The 16,898-nt window shown below is 60.2% G+C and carries 13 protein-coding genes and 1 pseudogene; 5 read left to right on the top strand and 9 right to left on the bottom strand.

The window, feature by feature from the left end; genetic code table 11:
* Nucleotides 1-100 precede the first annotated feature (100 nt).
* Both ACMYUN_RS25555 and ACMYUN_RS25550 read left to right on the top strand, forming a co-directional pair.
* Nucleotides 101-320: pseudogene (locus tag ACMYUN_RS25555) on the top strand (helix-turn-helix transcriptional regulator).
* A gap of 137 nt (nt 321-457) precedes the next feature.
* Nucleotides 458-775 carry a hypothetical protein gene (locus tag ACMYUN_RS25550; RefSeq protein WP_415762127.1) on the top strand — a complete coding sequence of 106 codons (318 nt, stop codon included), beginning with the start codon at nt 458-460 and terminating at the stop codon, nt 773-775.
* A 99-nt stretch (nt 776-874) separates the two neighbouring features.
* Here the strand turns inward: ACMYUN_RS25550 and ACMYUN_RS25545 are convergent, their stop codons facing one another.
* Nucleotides 875-1,891, bottom strand: coding sequence for an ABC transporter substrate-binding protein (locus tag ACMYUN_RS25545; RefSeq protein ID WP_415762126.1), 1,017 nt, complete (start codon nt 1,889-1,891; stop codon nt 875-877).
* A gap of 329 nt (nt 1,892-2,220) precedes the next feature.
* Here ACMYUN_RS25545 and ACMYUN_RS25540 point away from each other — a divergent pair, with 329 nt between their 5' ends.
* Both ACMYUN_RS25540 and katG read left to right on the top strand, forming a co-directional pair.
* Complete coding sequence (locus tag ACMYUN_RS25540) at nt 2,221-4,431, top strand: LTA synthase family protein (RefSeq protein ID WP_415762125.1); 2,211 nt, start codon at nt 2,221-2,223, stop codon at nt 4,429-4,431.
* Between the two features lie 138 nt (nt 4,432-4,569).
* Nucleotides 4,570-6,846, top strand: a complete 2,277-nt coding sequence (gene katG, locus ACMYUN_RS25535; protein WP_415762124.1) for a catalase/peroxidase HPI — start codon at nt 4,570-4,572, stop codon at nt 6,844-6,846.
* A 185-nt stretch (nt 6,847-7,031) separates the two neighbouring features.
* Here the strand turns inward: katG and pepN are convergent, their stop codons facing one another.
* The 6 genes from pepN to ACMYUN_RS25505 are packed head-to-tail and all read right to left on the bottom strand — an operon-like array spanning nt 7,032 to nt 13,549.
* Complete coding sequence (gene pepN, locus ACMYUN_RS25530) at nt 7,032-9,689, bottom strand: aminopeptidase N (protein ID WP_415762123.1); 2,658 nt, start codon at nt 9,687-9,689, stop codon at nt 7,032-7,034.
* 10 nt (nt 9,690-9,699) lie between these two features.
* Nucleotides 9,700-10,530 carry a DUF2797 domain-containing protein gene (locus ACMYUN_RS25525; RefSeq protein ID WP_415762122.1) on the bottom strand — a complete coding sequence of 277 codons (831 nt, stop codon included), beginning with the start codon at nt 10,528-10,530 and terminating at the stop codon, nt 9,700-9,702.
* Nucleotides 10,527-10,787: a YeaC family protein gene (locus tag ACMYUN_RS25520; protein WP_016774215.1), complete on the bottom strand. Its 261-nt coding sequence runs from the start codon at nt 10,785-10,787 to the stop codon at nt 10,527-10,529. The genes ACMYUN_RS25525 and ACMYUN_RS25520 overlap by 4 nt, the downstream gene beginning before the upstream one ends.
* A 34-nt stretch (nt 10,788-10,821) precedes the next feature.
* Nucleotides 10,822-11,691: a rhomboid family intramembrane serine protease gene (locus ACMYUN_RS25515; RefSeq protein ID WP_415762121.1), complete on the bottom strand. Its 870-nt coding sequence runs from the start codon at nt 11,689-11,691 to the stop codon at nt 10,822-10,824.
* Nucleotides 11,688-12,659, bottom strand: a complete 972-nt coding sequence (locus tag ACMYUN_RS25510) for a metallophosphoesterase (RefSeq protein ID WP_415762120.1) — start codon at nt 12,657-12,659, stop codon at nt 11,688-11,690. Before ACMYUN_RS25510 ends, ACMYUN_RS25515 begins: the two co-directional genes overlap by 4 nt.
* Nucleotides 12,659-13,549, bottom strand: coding sequence for an NAD(+) kinase (locus ACMYUN_RS25505; protein WP_016774212.1), 891 nt, complete (start codon nt 13,547-13,549; stop codon nt 12,659-12,661). Before ACMYUN_RS25505 ends, ACMYUN_RS25510 begins: the two co-directional genes overlap by 1 nt.
* Nucleotides 13,550-13,663: 114 nt before the next feature.
* Between ACMYUN_RS25505 and ACMYUN_RS25500 the strand changes: the two genes are divergently transcribed.
* Nucleotides 13,664-14,614: a DUF1853 family protein gene (locus ACMYUN_RS25500; RefSeq protein WP_130000047.1), complete on the top strand. Its 951-nt coding sequence runs from the start codon at nt 13,664-13,666 to the stop codon at nt 14,612-14,614.
* Between the two features lie 111 nt (nt 14,615-14,725).
* Here the strand turns inward: ACMYUN_RS25500 and ACMYUN_RS25495 are convergent, their stop codons facing one another.
* On the bottom strand, nt 14,726-16,009 hold the full coding sequence (locus ACMYUN_RS25495) for an arsenic transporter (RefSeq protein WP_415762119.1): 1,284 nt from the start codon (nt 16,007-16,009) through the stop codon (nt 14,726-14,728).
* A gap of 150 nt (nt 16,010-16,159) precedes the next feature.
* Nucleotides 16,160-16,717: an NADPH-dependent FMN reductase gene (locus ACMYUN_RS25490; protein ID WP_039763234.1), complete on the bottom strand. Its 558-nt coding sequence runs from the start codon at nt 16,715-16,717 to the stop codon at nt 16,160-16,162.
* Nucleotides 16,718-16,898 lie beyond the last annotated feature (181 nt).

Raw genomic sequence — 16,898 nt, 5'->3', positions numbered from 1 at the left:
TGGAAAATATCGGCGCCCCGCACATCCCGTGGACCTGCGTATGGCCGGTGATGGCCGCGATGTGGATCCTCGGTCTGCAAATCGCCCGGCGTCGCTATCAATGAGAAATCACCTCAAGGTTTCTGCGCGCCGAGCGCAAGTGGTCACAGGTCGATCTGGCGGAGCGCTTGAACGTCTCGCGCCAGACCGTTAACGCCATCGAAAATGAACGCTACGACCCGAGCCTGCCGCTGGCGTTTCAGATCGCGCGAACGTTTGGATTGCCGATTGAAAATATTTTTGAGGATGGGGAAGCAGAACCGTTCTGCCGTAAACAGTAGTGGCACTCCTTGATTTATTGCGTTTCTTGCTAAAGAACTGTCAACTTTTACAGTGTTGCATCAATACCATGCGCCCTATGCTGCGTATTCCCGGCAATGATTGCAGGGGTCTCATTGATCAGATGGAGCATTGCAAGATGACTGGCACCGTAGATTTTCCTTTTGACTTCGAAGGGTTGAATGCCGAGCAAACCGAGATTTCGCTATCCAAGATCAGCGACATCGGCGCGAAGATAACGCCGACGGCGAAAATGACCCGTCTCAAACTGGATTTCACTTTTGCCGACGGCAGCAGTCTGAGCACCGATATTTTTACTATCGCAAAGGTGACAGAAACTTACGGAATCGTCCCCCGCTGGGGTCTGGAGCGCAGCAAAAACAACTCGCTCACCTGTACGTTCCGCTGGTGGCCCGGCGACGAAGTTTTCCAAAGCGAATACAAGGTCGTTGCATGATGGTTCGGGACGGCTGTCCGGCAACGGACAGCCACTACTCAGCAGCATGAAGCGTGAACCAAGCTCGGCAGCGTAAGCCCAAAAGAGCCTGCCGCCCCCTCAACTCCCCGCACCACCATGCGCCTCTTCAAAGAAATAATCCTTCCAGCTCGCCGCTTTGTTCTTCAACACACCGAGTTCCTGCAGTTTCTCGGCATAGATGAACGTGCGTTGCGGTACGACGGTGAAGTCAATTTCCGGGTCTTTGACGATTTGCTCGACCAGGGCCAGCGGCAGTTTCGATTGCTCTACGCGGACGTAGGCCTGGGCGGCGGCGGGTTTGTCGGCTTTGATGATGTTCTCGGCTTCGGCCAGTGCGTCGTAGAACGCCTTGTAGGTTTTCGGGTTTTCGTCGTGAAATTTTTCTGTGGTGTAGAGCACGTTGAACGTCGCCGGGCCGCCGAGGATGTCGTAGGAACTCAGCACTTTGTGCACGTTCGGGTTTTGCAGAGCCTGGTATTGAAACGGTGGGCTGGAGAAATGTGAGTTGATCTCCGAGCCGCCAGCGATCAGCGCGGCGGTGGCGTCCGGGTGCGGCAGGCTGACCGAAATGTTGTCGAATTTCTTGAACTGGTCGTCGCCGAATTGCCTGGCGGTTTCAATCTGCAGCGTGCGCGACTGGAAACCTACGCCAGCCGCTGGCACGGCGATGCGATCCTTGTCGCTGAAGTCCTTGAGGGTTTTGATGTTCGGGTTGTTGGTCAGCAGGTAATTGGGCATCGAGCCGAGCGCGGCGATAGCCTTGACGTTCTGCTTGCCCTTGGTGCGATCCCACACGGTGAGCATCGGCGGCACGCCGGCCGAGACCACGTCCAGCGCTCCGGTGAGCAGCGCCTCGTTCATCGCCGTGGCGCCGGAAATGCTGTTCCAGTCGACCTTGATCTCCAGACCCTGGGCCTTACCGTGTTTCTCGATCAGGTGTTGATCGCGCACGACGTCGAGAATCAGATAACCGATGCCGAATTGCTGGGCGATGCTGATTTTGCCCTCGGCCCGTGCGCCGCTACTGAACAGCGCACCCGCTGTCAGGGTTGCGGCCAACAGAGTCAGCGCGGAACGTTTGAACGGTGTGGCCATGACAACCTCGCAGCATGGGGGTGGGCTGAAAGGGCTGATTTTATAGCTATAAAAAATAGAAATTAAATATCTTTATCGTATATCGATAGCACTGAGCGATTTGTCTTCTGCGGCTGGAATACCACGAGCACCGGACGAACCTACAACAGTCTGAAACAAAAAACTGCCTCCCCTGAAAAGCCGCAAAACGTCCAGAAGCCCCGCCCGGTCTAGGCACGCGGTCTTTCACGAATCGCCAGTCGCGGGTCAAAAAAACCGATCAGCGTTCCTACCCTTGGTATCATCGCCCACAGTTTCTTGACCCTTTCATGACACGCAGGCCTTTTTTTGTGAGCTCACTTTTTAACTGGCTACGGCGGCCGAATGCCCGCCTCCTTTCCCTGATCGTTCTGGTACTGATCGTGCCCGTGTGCCTGCGCGCGGCGTTGGGCTGGTCAACACCGCTGGGCTTTCTCTCGGACCTGGCCGTCGGCAGTCTGCTGGTCGTGGCACTGCATCGTCGCGCGTGGTGGCTGGCCTTGCCAGTGCTGGTGTTCTGGGCACTGTTGGCGATCGCCACGGCAGAACTGGTCAGCGCCGTCGGCCGCCTGCCGACGCCTTCGGATATTCACTACCTGATTGACCCGCAGTTCGTCGAGAATTCCACCGGCGGCGGACTTGCGCACCCTGCCCTGACCATTGCTTTGTTGGGCGCGCTGGTTTTCTGGCTGGTGACTCAGTTTGTTGGTCGCGGCTTGTCTCGCCCTGCTCTGCCTCGCTCTGTCTGGGTCGCGCCAATCGTGTTGTTCGCCGCACATTGGGGCACGCAAAACCTGTGGCCGAACGACGGCGATGCCTGGCGCCTGTACAACCTGCCGCATCAATTGCTCGCCAGCGAAGTCGCCGACCTGCAGATCCAGGCCGAAGAATGGCTGGACGGCGATATCGAAGAACCCACACCCGCGATGGCTGGACTCACCGACGTCGACCTCAATGGCCAGAAATTGCTCGCCGCGCCCGGCCAGGCGCGCAACGTGTTGATCATCGTGCTGGAGGGCATTCCCGGTGCCTACATTCGCGCCAACCGTGAGGCGATCGGCAGTCACTATCAAGAAGACCTGATGCCCAACCTGAGCCGCTGGGCCGAGCGCGGCATGAACACCCCGGATTACGTGCTGCACACCCACCAGACCATTCGCGGTCTGTACGCCATGCTCTGTGGTGACTACGACAAGCTCAACAATGGCACGCCCAAAGGCGTGGAAATGCTCACCCTCACCGAACGCAATCAGGCCTGCCTGCCGGCGCAGCTGCGCGAACACGGCTTCAGCACCCACTATTTACAGGGCGCCGGCCTGCGCTTCATGGCCAAAGACAAGATCATGCCGCACATCGGTTTTGATGCGACCCACGGTCTGGAATGGTTCAGCAACAGCAACTATCTGGAATTCCCCTGGGGCAAGGATGACAAGGCGTTTTTCGAAGGCGCGCTGGATTACGTCGGCCAACTGAAAAAGCACAAGCAGCCATGGATGCTCACGCTGCTGACGGTCGGCACCCACCAGCCCTACTCCGCACCGGAGGATTACCTGCAACGTTATGAAACGCCGAAGCAGGCCGCTGTCGGTTATCTGGACGATGCGCTGGATCATTTTCTCTCGGGGCTCGAGCGCCAGGGCGTTCTCAACGACACGCTGGTGGTGATCACCTCGGATGAATCCCACGGCATCGACGGTGTACGTCTGGCCTCGTCATGGGGTTTCAACCTGACGCTGGCGCCGGAACAGGCGCAACTGCCGCGGCTGAATGCCGGGGTTTATGGCCACGTCGATCTGAGCACCTCGATCCTCGACTATTTCGACCTGCCGGTGCCGACTGCGCTGAGCGGTCGGTCGTTGTTTCGCGACTACGATTCCGGGCGCGAAATCATGTCGTTCACCAATGGCAAACTGCGCTACCACAACGGTCAGGGCATCTTTTCTGAATGCGACCTGCCGCGCCGCTGCCGCTACTACCAAAGCGCCGGCTTCATCGCCGAAAGCGCCACTTACAAAGGCACCTACAGCGGCCATCCGGCCCGACAGATTGCCGCGCGCGCCGATGCCCTCGACCTGTCCCTGCTGCGCACGCCGCTCAACCATCGCTATCAGTTCGGCAGCAACAACATCATCCCACTGCAAGCACAGATCAAGGATGACTGGGCCGACAACCTGATCGGCGCGCAATACCTGGAAATGCCCAAAGGCTCGCACACCCGCGTGCGCCTGACCGTGCGCTCGGTTGATCCGCAGCAGGCGGCGTACATTCAGCTCAAGGCCAAGCAATTCGAACAGGACGTGCAACTGGGCCTGCCTACGGAAATGGTCGCCACGGCGGACCAGCCACTGGAGTTGGACTTCAGCTTTGAAAACCCGCAGCCGCGCAAGGCCTTCTCGTTTCATTTGCTGGGCTATGGCAATGGCGCGGTTGAAGTGTCGGACTTCAGCGTGATCACTGAACTGCCGGGGCAGGATGACATTCTTGATGACGTTCCTGATGACGAAACCGCGCAATCCAGCTAATCCCTGAAGGAGTTGCGGTGAAAGAGTTTGCCTATCGGCTTCCAACAGTCGGGCTATTAGCCGACTTGCCAACTCGGGTCTAGCCTTACCAGTCCGAAGTCGGCACGAGCCGGCCGCAGACCTGATAGGGATACGAACATGGCAAACGAATCGAAATGCCCGTTCAACCACGCCGCCGGCGGCGGTACAACGAACCGTGACTGGTGGCCGAATCAACTCAATCTGAAAATCCTCAGCCAGCACTCACCTAAGTCCGATCCGCTGGGCCAGGACTTCGACTACGCCAAAGCCTTCAAAAGCCTCGACTTTCAAGCCCTGAAACAAGACATCAAAGCGCTGATGACTGATTCTCAGGACTGGTGGCCGGCAGACTTCGGCCATTACGGCCCGTTGTTCGTGCGCATGGCCTGGCACAGCGCCGGGACCTATCGCACCGCCGATGGCCGTGGCGGCGCCGGCTCCGGTCAGCAACGCTTTGCGCCGCTCAACAGCTGGCCAGATAACGTCAGCCTCGACAAAGCCCGCCGCCTGCTGTGGCCGATCAAGCAGAAATACGGACGCAATATTTCCTGGGCCGACCTGATCGTGCTCACCGGCAACGTCGCGTTGGAGTCGATGGGCTTCAAGACCTTCGGTTTTTCCGGTGGCCGTGCCGATGTCTGGGAACCGGATGAAGATGTGTACTGGGGTTCGGAAACCGAATGGCTGGGCGGCGACAACCGTTACGGCAAGAGCAATGGTCCGGTGCAGGAGCCCGGCGACGGCACGCTGGTGGCTGAGCCCGATCTGCATGGCCGCGAAGAAAGCCGCACCGATCAGGGCGAACGCAATCTGGAAAATCCCCTCGCCGCCGTGCAGATGGGCCTGATCTATGTGAACCCGGAAGGCCCTGAAGGCAACCCGGACCCTGTGGCCTCGGCCAAGGACATCCGCGAAACCTTCGGTCGCATGGCCATGAACGATGAAGAAACCGTCGCGCTGATCGCCGGCGGCCATGCCTTCGGCAAGACCCACGGCGCCGGCCCTGCCGACAATGTCGGTCCAGAGCCGGAAGCGGCCGGTCTGGAGCAGCAAGGTCTGGGCTGGAAAAATGCCTTCGGCACCGGCAAAGGCGCCGACACCATCACCAGTGGCCTGGAAGTCACCTGGACCACGACGCCCACGCATTGGAGCAACAATTATCTGGAAAACCTGTTCGGCTTCGAATGGGAGCTGAGCAAAAGTCCGGCGGGCGCCAATCAGTGGCAACCGAAAAACGGCGCCGGTGCGGGCACCGTTCCCCACGCTCACGATCCGAACAAGAAGCTCTCGCCGACCATGCTGACCTCCGATCTGGCGCTGCGTTTCGATCCTGCCTATGAACAGATCTCCCGGCGCTTCCTGGCTAATCCTGATCAACTCGCCGACGCGTTCGCCCGCGCCTGGTACAAGCTGATCCATCGCGACATGGGTCCGCTCTCCCGCTACCTCGGCCCGGAATTGCCGAAAGAGGAATTGCTCTGGCAAGACCCGCTGCCCGACGTGACGCACGCGCTGATCGATGACAGCGACGCCACGGCGCTGAAAAACAAGGTGCTGGCTTCGGGATTGTCGGTGTCACAACTGGTCTCGACGGCGTGGGCGGCAGCGTCGACCTTTCGTGGCTCGGACAAGCGCGGCGGCGCCAACGGTGGTCGCTTGCGTCTGGCCCCGCAGAAGTTCTGGCAGGCCAACCAGCCCGAGCAATTGGACAAGGTGCTGAGCACGCTGGAAGGCATCCAGAACGAGTTCAACGGTTCGGCTGCCAATGGCAAGAAGATCTCGCTGGCAGACCTGATCGTCCTGGCCGGCAATGCCGGGGTGGAAAAAGCCGCGCAGAACGCCGGGCACTCAGTGTCGGTGCCGTTCTCACCGGGCCGCGTCGATGCTTCGCAGGAGCAAACCGATGTCGAATCGTTCGGCTTCCTCGAACCGATCGCCGATGGCTTCCGCAATTACAGCAAAGGCAAATACACGGTTGCGGCGGAAACACTGCTGATCGACAAGGCGCAGTTGCTGACTCTCACGGCACCGGAAATGACCGTGCTGTTGGGTGGTCTGCGGGTGTTGAACACCAACGTCGGGCAGACGCGGCATGGCGTGTTCACCGATAAAACCGATACGCTGAGCAATGACTTCTTCACCCACCTGCTGGACATGGGCGTGGAATGGACGCCGACGTCACGGGATGCCGATGAGTTCGAGGGACGTGACCGCAAGACCGGGGCGGCGAAATGGACGGCGACGCGAGTGGATCTGGTGTTCGGCTCAAATGCGCAATTGCGCGCCTTGGCCGAGGTGTATGCCAGCGCCGATGCGAAGACGCAGTTCGTCAATGATTTCGTCAAGGCATGGACGAAGGTGATGAATCTGGATCGGTTTGATCTGCGCAAATAGCTGTTTTTTGTGTCAATGAAAATGCCGCTCGTTGAGCGGCATTTTTTTTGTTGATCGTTCCCACGCGCAGCAAAGGAATGCAGCAAGGGACGCTCTGCGTCCCAAAGCCGACGCAGAGCGTCGGGAGAGGCATTCCCACGCAGAGCATGGGAACGATCAATCAAACGCCCAGGAGTTGATCGGCGTTACGCCAGGCTTTTGCTTACCACTTCATACACGTCGCTGGACAACGCTCCGGACGCCAGAATCCGCTCCAGCTCGGCCTTCATCAGTGCCTGGCGCGCGCTGTTGTATTTGCGCCAGCGGGTCAGCGGGGCCAGTTGGCGCGAGGCGATCTGCGGGTTGAAGCCGTTCAGTTCGATCACCAGATCGGCAAGGAAGCGATAACCGGAACCGTCCGCCGCGTGGAAGTTGATCAGGTTCTGCCCGGCGAACGCGCCGATCAATGCCCGCACCTTGTTCGGGTTCTTGATGTTGAACGCCGGGTGCTGCATCAACGCCTTCACCCGCTCCAAACCGCCCGGCAAGGTGCTGCCGGCCTGCACGCTGAACCACTGATCCATGACCAGCGGATTGTCCTTGAAGTGCTCGGCGAAGCTGGCCAAAGCCAAAGCCTTCTGCTCTTCGAACGGCGAATTGACCAGCACCGCCAGCGCAGTCAGGCGCTCGGTCATGTTGTCGGCGGTCTCGAACTGCTCCAGCGCCGCCGCCAGCACTTCCGGCTTGCCGCTGAGCATCAGGTACGACAGGGCAATGTTCTGCAAGGCGCGCCGGGCGAAGTGCTCGGCCTCGGCCACGTACGGAGTCTTTTTCGACAGATCGCGATTGGCCTGATAACGCAGCCACAGCGCTTCGAACAAGCCTTCGGCGAGTTGCTTGCGGGCGAACTCGCGAGCGACATGAATCGCCTCGACGTCAGCCACCTCGCTGATCTCAGTGAGATAGGCCTCCCCCGGCAGCGAGAGCATTTCGGCAACCATCGCCTGATCCAGCGAGTCGTCGGACAGCACCGTGCGCAGCGCCGACACCAGACGCGGATCGAGCTTCAGACTCTCGCCTTTCTGATGCTGGCCAATCAACTCTTGTAGCACTTGCACCGACAACTGCTGACCGGCATCCCAGCGGTTGAAGCCGTCGCTGTCGTGCTGCATCAGGAACATCAGTTGATCGCGGTTGTACGGGAAGCTCAGTTTCACCGGCGCCGAGAAGCCGCGCAGCAGCGATGGCAGCGGTTGCTCGTTAATGTCGACGAAAGTGAAGGTCTGCTCGGCTTCGGTCACCGAGATCACTCGGGCGGTGCCTTGCGCCGAGGCTTCACCGGCCAGACGCAGAGCAATTTCGTTGCCCTGGCTGTCGAGCAGGCCGAGCTCGACCGGAATCACGAATGGCAGTTTTTCTACTTTGTCCGGGGTCAGCGGGCAGCTCTGGCGGAAGGTCAGGCTGTAGGTTTTTGCGGCAGCGTCGTAGGACTCGCTGACGGCCAGACGCGGTGTGCCGGCCTGACTGTACCAGCGCTTGAACTGACTGAGGTCGACGCCATTGGCATCTTCCATGGCCTTGACGAAATCGTCACAGGTCACGGCCTGGCCGTCGTGGCGTTCGAAGTACAGATCGCTGCCCTTACGGAAGCCCTCGGCACCGAGCAAGGTGTGGATCATGCCGACCACTTCCGAGCCCTTTTCGTACACGGTCAGGGTGTAGAAGTTGGAAATCTCGATGAAGCTGTCCGGGCGCACGGCATGGGCCATCGGCCCGGCATCTTCGGCGAACTGGTGGGTACGCAGGTACGCCACGTCCTGAATGCGCTTGACCGTCGCCGAGTTCATGTCCGAGGAGAAACCGGCATCGCGGAACACCGTGAAACCTTCCTTGAGCGACAGCTGGAACCAGTCGCGGCAGGTCACGCGGTTGCCCGACCAGTTGTGGAAATATTCGTGGGCGACGATCGCCTCGACCCGCTGGTGCGCGGCGTCGGTGGCGGTTTCGGCGCGGGCCAGCACGGCGCTGGAGTTGAAGATGTTGAGGCCCTTGTTCTCCATCGCGCCCATGTTGAAATCGTTGACCGCGACGATCATGAAGATGTCCAGATCGTACTCGCGACCGTAGACCTCTTCGTCCCAGCGCATGGATTTCTTCAGGCTGTTCATCGCGTGCTGGCACTTGTCGATGTTTTCCGGCTCGACATAAATGCGCAGCGCGACGTTGCGCTGGCTCATGGTGGTGAAGGTGTCTTCGACGCACCACAGATCACCGGCGACCAGCGCGAACAGGTACGCCGGTTTCTTGAACGGGTCTTCCCAGGTCGCCCAGTGCCGGCCGTCTTCGCCGGGGCCGGAAGCGATCGGGTTACCGTTGGAGAGCAGTACCGGGTAGCTGTGCTGTTCGGCCACCACCGTGGTGGTGAACTTGCTCATCACGTCCGGGCGGTCGAGGTAATAGGTGATCTTGCGAAAGCCTTCGGCTTCGCACTGGGTGCAGAACATCGTGCCGGACTTGTACAGGCCTTCCAGCGCGGTATTGGTTTCCGGGTGGATGCGTACGCTGGTGTCGAGGGTGAAGGTTTCACTGGTCGGCTGCAGGGTCAGGTGACTGTCCGAGACTTGATAGTCAGCAGCGCTCAGCTCCCGGTCCGCCAGCGTTACCGAGAGCAGCTCCAGTTGCTGGCCGTCGAGCACCAGCGGCGGCAGGCCGGCGCCGCGCTCCGGGTTGCGGCGCATCACCAGTTGCGCGTGAACCAGGCTGTGGTCCTCGAACAACTCGAAGGTCAGGTGGGTTTCGTCAATCAGGTACTCGGGCGCCTGATAGTCCTTGAGGTAAATCATCTTCGGTTGTTCGGTGCGCATGCTGGAATCCTTATTGATGCACGGCAAGCTGATAGGCCGTGTATTTACGAATGTTGATCACGCCGGTGTCGAAGATCAGGTACTGGCCCTTGATCCCCAGCAGCGTGCCTTCGGCAATCGGGTTCTTGTCCAGGTTGAAGCTGACGATTTTCGCCGGGTATTGCTCGACGGGATAGCGGATTTCCAGCGGTTCTACATCGGCAATCGTCTGAATCGCCTGTAGGCCGAATCGCTCCTGCAAGCCTTGCAGGCCTTCGGCGCAGCTTTCGAACAATTGATCGCGCACCTGCGCCAGATCCACCGCTGCAGCATCGCCCTTGAGCAGGGCGCGCCAGTTGGTCTTGTCCGCCACCTGACTGCGGAACAGGTCCTCGACAAACCCCGATTGCTGGCGTGTGGATACGCGCATGATCGGCAGCGCCTGACTTGCACCCTGATCCAGCCAGCGGGTCGGCAGCTGCGTGGCACGGGTGATACCGACCTTGATCCCCGACGAGTTGGCCAGGTAGACCACATGATCAGTCATGCAGAACTGCTGGCCCCACACCGGATCACGGCAGGTGCCGGCGTCGAAGTGGCAACGCTCCGGACTCATGATGCACAGGTCGCACTGCGCCAGTTTGGTCATGCACGGGTAGCAATAACCCTGACTGAAACTGGTTTTGGTCCTGCGCCCGCAATGGGTGCAATGAATTGCTCCCAAAAATTCCAGACGCAGCGTGCTGCCGATCAACGGGTTGACCGGCACCTCGACGTCATCCAGACGAAACGCGTACTGCACGTTCGACCCGTCCAGACGCGCCGACATTTTGCTGATTGCACCGCGGCCAATCTCGATCAATGGATGGCATCCGACTTGAACAGGATGTTCGGCACTTCGATCGACTTCGACGCACATTCTTGCGGGCCCATGTAACCGGTGCGCTGGTCTTCAGGCAGGTTCTGGATTTCCCAGGCGATCATCGCCTGCAACGACAGCTCGCGCTGTTCGGCAGTGAGTTTGTTGCCGTCGGACCATTTACCGATCTCCACGGCCAGTTTCAGGCTTTCGTAGATGTCCGGGGTGATGTTGTTGATCATGTCGTTGAAAGAGGACATCAGGATCTCCGTGCTCTTTACTGAAACAAAAATGTTAGACGGCCAGTTTACGGCGGTTATACAAACCGCCCAACAAACCAGTGAGGCATCCGATGAGTAACCCGCTCAGGTGCGCGGCATTGGCGATCTGGCCGAAACCGATCAGCGAGATCAGCCCGGACATGCACACCACCAGCCACACCAGCATCATTACCAGCACGCCGCGCGGCAGGCGATAGGCCGGATTCGGTGCCAGCAGCTGGAAGATCCAGCAATGCCCGAGCAAGCCGTAAAGCACGCCGGACAGACCGCCGAACAGGCTCGGGCCGCTCCAGACGAACTGCGCGTAGTTGGACACCAGACTGAACAGCAGCGTCAGGCCAATCAGGTTGATGCTGCCCTGACGCGACTCGATGCGCCGCCCCAGTTCCCAGTACCACATGCCGTTCATGGCCAGATGGAGAATGCCGAAGTGGATCAGCATCGGCGTGACCAGCCGCCACCACTGCCCTGCCGCCAGACTGTCGGCCAGCGGCGTGAAGTGGATGTACTCGCCGATCACGCGGAAATCGAGGAAGGTCAGCCAGCGCAGTGTCTCGAGGTTTTCGCCGAGAAAGGTCAGGCCAGCGACGATCAGGCTCAACAGCAGAATGAACCCAGTGGCTTTGGCGTGTTTCAGCTGTTCGCCGAAGCCTGGCCGTTTGAAGGTCTGGCCTACAGGAATATCCAGTTGCTGTTCCGGGTCGCCAGCCGGGAAGCGCTCGTACAGCGAACGCACGTCCTCGCTGATTTCCTCCGGCGCCCACAACACCTGCTCGCCCGCCTCTTCGCTGACCCGATGGGGCACTTGCATGCGCTGCAACAGTTTGACGAAACCGCTCAAATCCACCGCCAACGGCAGGCGCAATACCGCTACCGCACTCATTGCAGCACCTCCGGCCGCTCGACATCGACCCAGACGAATTTTTGCGGATCCAGGCGCGTTTCCTGGTCCAGACGATAGGCCACCAGTTTGCCGTAGAGCACCGCGCTGTAATCCAGGCACGCGAGGTTCGGGCGGATCGGCGCCGGTTTGCCGCTGCGCCAGTAATGGCCGACGAACAGCAACGGCTCGTCGACGCCATAGCGCAGCAGGGAATTCTTCTCGGTCGAAGTCAGCGGCGTCTGCGCGACAGGTTCTGGCAACGCATCGGGCTGGAAGACGATGTCGCCGTAGGTTTTCGGGTCGTCTTCCCAGAATTTGGTGCGAAAGAATGAACGCACCAGACCGTCGCCGCTGGTCATGGTCAAGCCGCCCGGCAAACGCATGTCGGTGCCGCGCAGCAAGCGGTCGAACACAGTGCAGGCAAAACTGCCCGGAACCGCCGAGGCCTGGAGGAAGTGCTCATCGACGCAGCCATTAGGAAACAACGCTCGCAACGGCTCGATCAGTCCGGCATCCCAGCAGGCGTGGACGACGCGGAAACGACCGGCATCGACGAACAGCGGCAGTTCATAGAACCATTGCTGGAAGTCATGCCAGTCGCCGGGATGGTCTTCAAATTGAGTGAGGGTTTCCTGCAACAGCCGCGCGTGGCGCTTGGTGTGTTCGCGCACGAACTGCTTGCCGCTGCCCGGTGGTGCCGGGGTGACCCAGCCGAGCGCGTTGAATTCATGGTTGCCCATGATGCACAGCGCCTGACCCGCCTCGACCATGTCGTGGACGATGTGCAGCGCCTCGCGAATGCGCGGGCCGCGGTCGATGATGTCGCCGACGAACACCGCCATGCGTGAAGGATGGCGCCAGACCCCGGCCTGCTTGTGATAACCGAGACGGTCCAGCAAGTGTTCGAGGGTCAGAGCGCATCCGTGCACGTCACCGATCAGGTCGTAACTGCGCGCGGGATCGAGCATCAGTCGCCTCCGCCCCCCAGCTTGCTGCCCCAGCCAAGCTTGGTGCGGCACACCTCGTAGTAATTGTGATCGAGAGGATGAATCAGGCGCAGCTTCTGCGCTTTCTTGCTCACGGTAATGGTGTCGCCCGGTGCGCAGGTGAAATGGTTCTGGCCGTCGCAGGACACCTGCGGGTAGATCTGCATATCTTTGGACACGACGATTTTCAGCTCACTGTTGCCATCGACCACGATCGGCCGTCCCGACAAGGTATGGGGGTACATCGGCACAATCACAATAGCGTCGAGCTTGGGATGCATGATCGGCCCGCCGGCAGACAAGGCGTAGGCAGTGGAGCCGGTCGGCGTGGCGACGATCAGGCCGTCGGCCTTCTGGCTGCAGACAAACTGGCCATCGATGTACAGCTCGAACTCGATCATCCGCGTCGATTTGCCCGGGTGCAGCACCACGTCGTTGAGCGCATCGCCCTGCCCGATGGCCTCGCCATGGCGACGCACTTCGGCTTGCAGCAGGAAGCGGTTTTCCACCAGATAGTGGCCGTCGAGCACTTCGGCGACCTTGATTTCCAGCTCGTCCGGGCGAATATCGGTGAGGAAGCCGAGGCTGCCACGGTTGATGCCCAGCACCGGAATATTGTGTTTGGCCAGCGCCCGCGCGGCGCCGAGCAGGCTGCCGTCACCACCGACGACTATGACCATGTCGCAGACTTCGCCGAGCATCTTGCGCGACGAGGTTTGCAGGCCGTGGCCGGGCAGGACTTCAGCGATGGTGTCTTCGAGGATCACATGCAGGTGACGGTCGAGCAGAAAGCGTTTCAGTCGGCGGACGGTATCCAGCACCTGGGAACTGCCCAGGCGACCGATGATGCCGATATTACGAAATTGCTCCATGGGACCTCTGCGGACAATCGAAAACGCGAAAACCCGATTATGGGCGAAAGCGCCAGATAGACAAAATCCTTTCAGCCTCAAGGGCGGGCTCAGGTTTAAGGCTATGCTCGCAAGATGATCCTCTTTCCCGACCTGTTGCAGTTGCCTCATCAATTACGCCATCCCGAAGTGCGGGACCTGGCGTGGGTCATCCTCGCACCGCCGATGCTCGCCGCCACGCCGTGGCCGCAGCGCCATCCGCTGGCCGGCAGCGATTGGGTACATGACCCGCAGCGTCTCGAACACTGGCTGCGCCAGCTCGACCACGACAGTTACGGCCTGCTGCAATGGCTGGCGCAGGCGCGCACCCGGCGTCTGGGCCTGTATTACGAGCGTCTGTGGCAGTTCGCTGTGGAGCATGCGCCGGGCATCGAATTGATCGCCGCCAACCTGCCGATCCGCCGCGCCGGGCACACCCTCGGCGAACTCGACATGCTGCTGCGTGACCGCGACGGTGTGCATCACCTGGAATTGGCGATCAAGCTCTACCTTGGCCCGCAGGATGGCGATGGCCGCGATCCGGCGCAGTGGCTGGGGCCGGGTTGTCATGACCGGCTGGATCGCAAACTGGCGCATCTGGCCGAGCATCAATTGCCGATCTCGGCGCGCCCGGAGAGCCGCGAAGTGCTCGCCGCGCTGGATATCGAGACGTTCAGCGCGCAATTGTGGCTGGGCGGTTATCTACTCTATCCGTGGCCCGGGCAGGCCGATTCACCGCACGGCGCGCATCCGCAACATTTGCGTGGCAGTTGGCTGCATCAGAAAGACTGGCCGGCGTTTGTCGCGCAACGCCCGCCGGGCCGCTGGCAACCCCTGCCCCGCCACGCCTGGCTGGCGCCGGCGCATTATCCGGCGGATCAGGTCTGGGCGGATGAGCATCTGCGTTTGTGGCTCGAAGACCTGCCAGCGTTGGCCCCGGCGCAGTTGATGGTGCGCCTGACCGAGAATGCCCAGGGCGAATGGGAAGAGGCGGAGCGCCTGTTTCTGGTGGCGGATCTTTGGCCGAATGTCCCCGGCCAAACCTGAGATTTGTGGTGCCTGAACTGGCCCCTTCGCTGGCAAGCCAGCTCCCACAGGTTTCGCGGTGAATACAAATCCTGTGGGAGCTGGCTTGCCAGCGAAGGGGCCCACCCCGGTCTAAAGCGAAAGCCGCACCGCCAAAGCCGCCAACGTCACCAGCAACACCGGCACCGTCAGCACAATCCCGACGCGGAAGTAATAGCCCCAGCCAATGTGAATGCCCTTGCGCTCCAGCACATGCAGCCACAGCAAGGTCGCCAGACTGCCGATCGGAGTGATCTTCGGCCCCAGGTCGCTGCCGATGACGTTGGCGTAGATCATTGCTTCCTTGATCACCCCGCTGGCCTGGCTGGCATCGATCGACAGCAATCCGATCAGGACCGTCGGCAAATTGTTCATGATCGACGACAGCAACGCGGTCAGTACACCGGTGCCCATGGCCGCGCCCCACACGCCGTGGCCGGCGAACACGTCCAGCCAACCGGCGAGGTAACTGGTGAGCCCGGCATTGCGCAAGCCATACACCACCAGGTACATGCCCAGCGAGAAAATCACGATCTGCCACGGCGCCTCTTTCATGACCTTGCGCGTGGAGATCTTGTGGCCCCGCGCGGCAATGCCCAGCAGCAGCGCGGCGCACACTGCCGAGATCGCGCTGATCGGAATGCCCAGCGGCTCGAGGGCGAAGCAGCCGATCAAGAGGATCACCAGCACCACCCAACCGGCGTAGAACGTGGCCTTGTCGTGGATCGCGGTTTGCGGATTTTCCAATTGTTCCGGGTCGTAAGCCGCTGGAATATCGCGGCGAAAGAACCACATCAACATGCCCAACGTCGCCGCCACGCTGACGAAATTGACCGGCACCATCACCGCGGCATAGCGGTTGAAGCCGATGTGGAAAAAGTCCGCCGAAACGATGTTGACCAGGTTTGAAACCACCAGCGGCAGGCTCGCCGTGTCGGCAATGAACCCGGCACCCATGACAAAGGCCAGCGTCGCCGCTGGTGAGAACCGCAGCGCCAGCAGCATGGAAATCACGATGGGCGTAAGAATCAGTGCAGCACCGTCATTGGCGAATAGCGCCGAGACCAGCGCACCGAGCAGCACCATGAAGGCAAACAGCTTGCGCCCACTGCCCCGCCCCCAACGCGCCACGTGCAGCGCCGCCCAATTGAAGAAGCCAGCTTCGTCGAGCAACAGGCTGATGATGATGAGCGCTACGAAGGTGCCGGTCGCGTTCCAGATGATCTGCCAGACCAGCGGGATATCGGTGAGGTGGACGACGCCAAAGATCAACGCCAGCACAGCGCCCAGCGTTGCACTCCAGCCGACGCCGAGGCCTTTGGGTTGCCAGATGACGAGGGTGATGGTCAGCAGGAAAATCAGTGACGCAGCGAGCATTCGCAGAAGCCTTCAACTATCGAAAATGGATTGAAGATCAAAATGTGGGAGCGAGCTTGCTCGCGAAAGCGGTAGGTCAATCAGCAATTTTGCAACGGCTGACGACGCCTTCGCGAGCAAGCTCGCTCCCACAGGTTTTTGTGTACGCGGTTATTTCTTGTGTTGCTCGACGAACTGGCCGTACGCATCGATGAATTTCTGCAGGAACGGTTTCACCGAGTCGCTCAGCTTGCCCGCTTCATCAAACGCGTTGCCTGCACCGCCCAGATACGCTTCCGGCTGTTGCAGGCAGTGAATATCGAGGAAAACGAAGGTCTGGCGCAGGTGCTGGTTCGCGCCGAAGCCGCCGATGGCGCCTGGGGATACGCTGATCACCGCGCCAGGCTTGCCGCTCCACGCGCTCTGGCCATAAGGGCGCGAACCGACGTCGATGGCGTTCTTCAACGGCGCCGGGATCGAACGGTTGTATTCGGGGGTGACAAACAGCACCGCGTCGGATGACGCCACTTTCTGACGGAAAGTGCTGTAGGCTGCGGGCGGAGAATCGCCGTCGATGTCTTCGTTGTACAGCGGCAGTTCACCGATTTCGACAATCTCGAGCTTGAGATTGGCCGGTGCCAGTTCGGCGAGGGCCAGTGCAACTTTGCGATTGATCGATGCTTTACGCAGGCTACCGACCACTACGGCGACGTTGTAGACATTGCTCATGGAAGACTCTCGATGGTCCGTGGGAAGAGTCGCTAGTTATAGATGATCCAGTGACGCTTTCACCAGTGGTCATTGGTTTTTCCTGCGCGGGGAATATTTTTTTCCTGCAGGAAAACTTACCAAGCTTGATGACGGTCTACAAAGCCGCAAATCAAGCGTTTTATCTCCAGAGGTTCTAAGC

This window comes from Pseudomonas sp. CP4, assembly GCF_047758505.1.
Taxonomy (GTDB): domain Bacteria; phylum Pseudomonadota; class Gammaproteobacteria; order Pseudomonadales; family Pseudomonadaceae; genus Aquipseudomonas; species Aquipseudomonas fluorescens_AO.
Note: the sequence above shows the minus strand (reverse complement) of the source record. Positions and strands in the feature narration are given on the sequence as shown.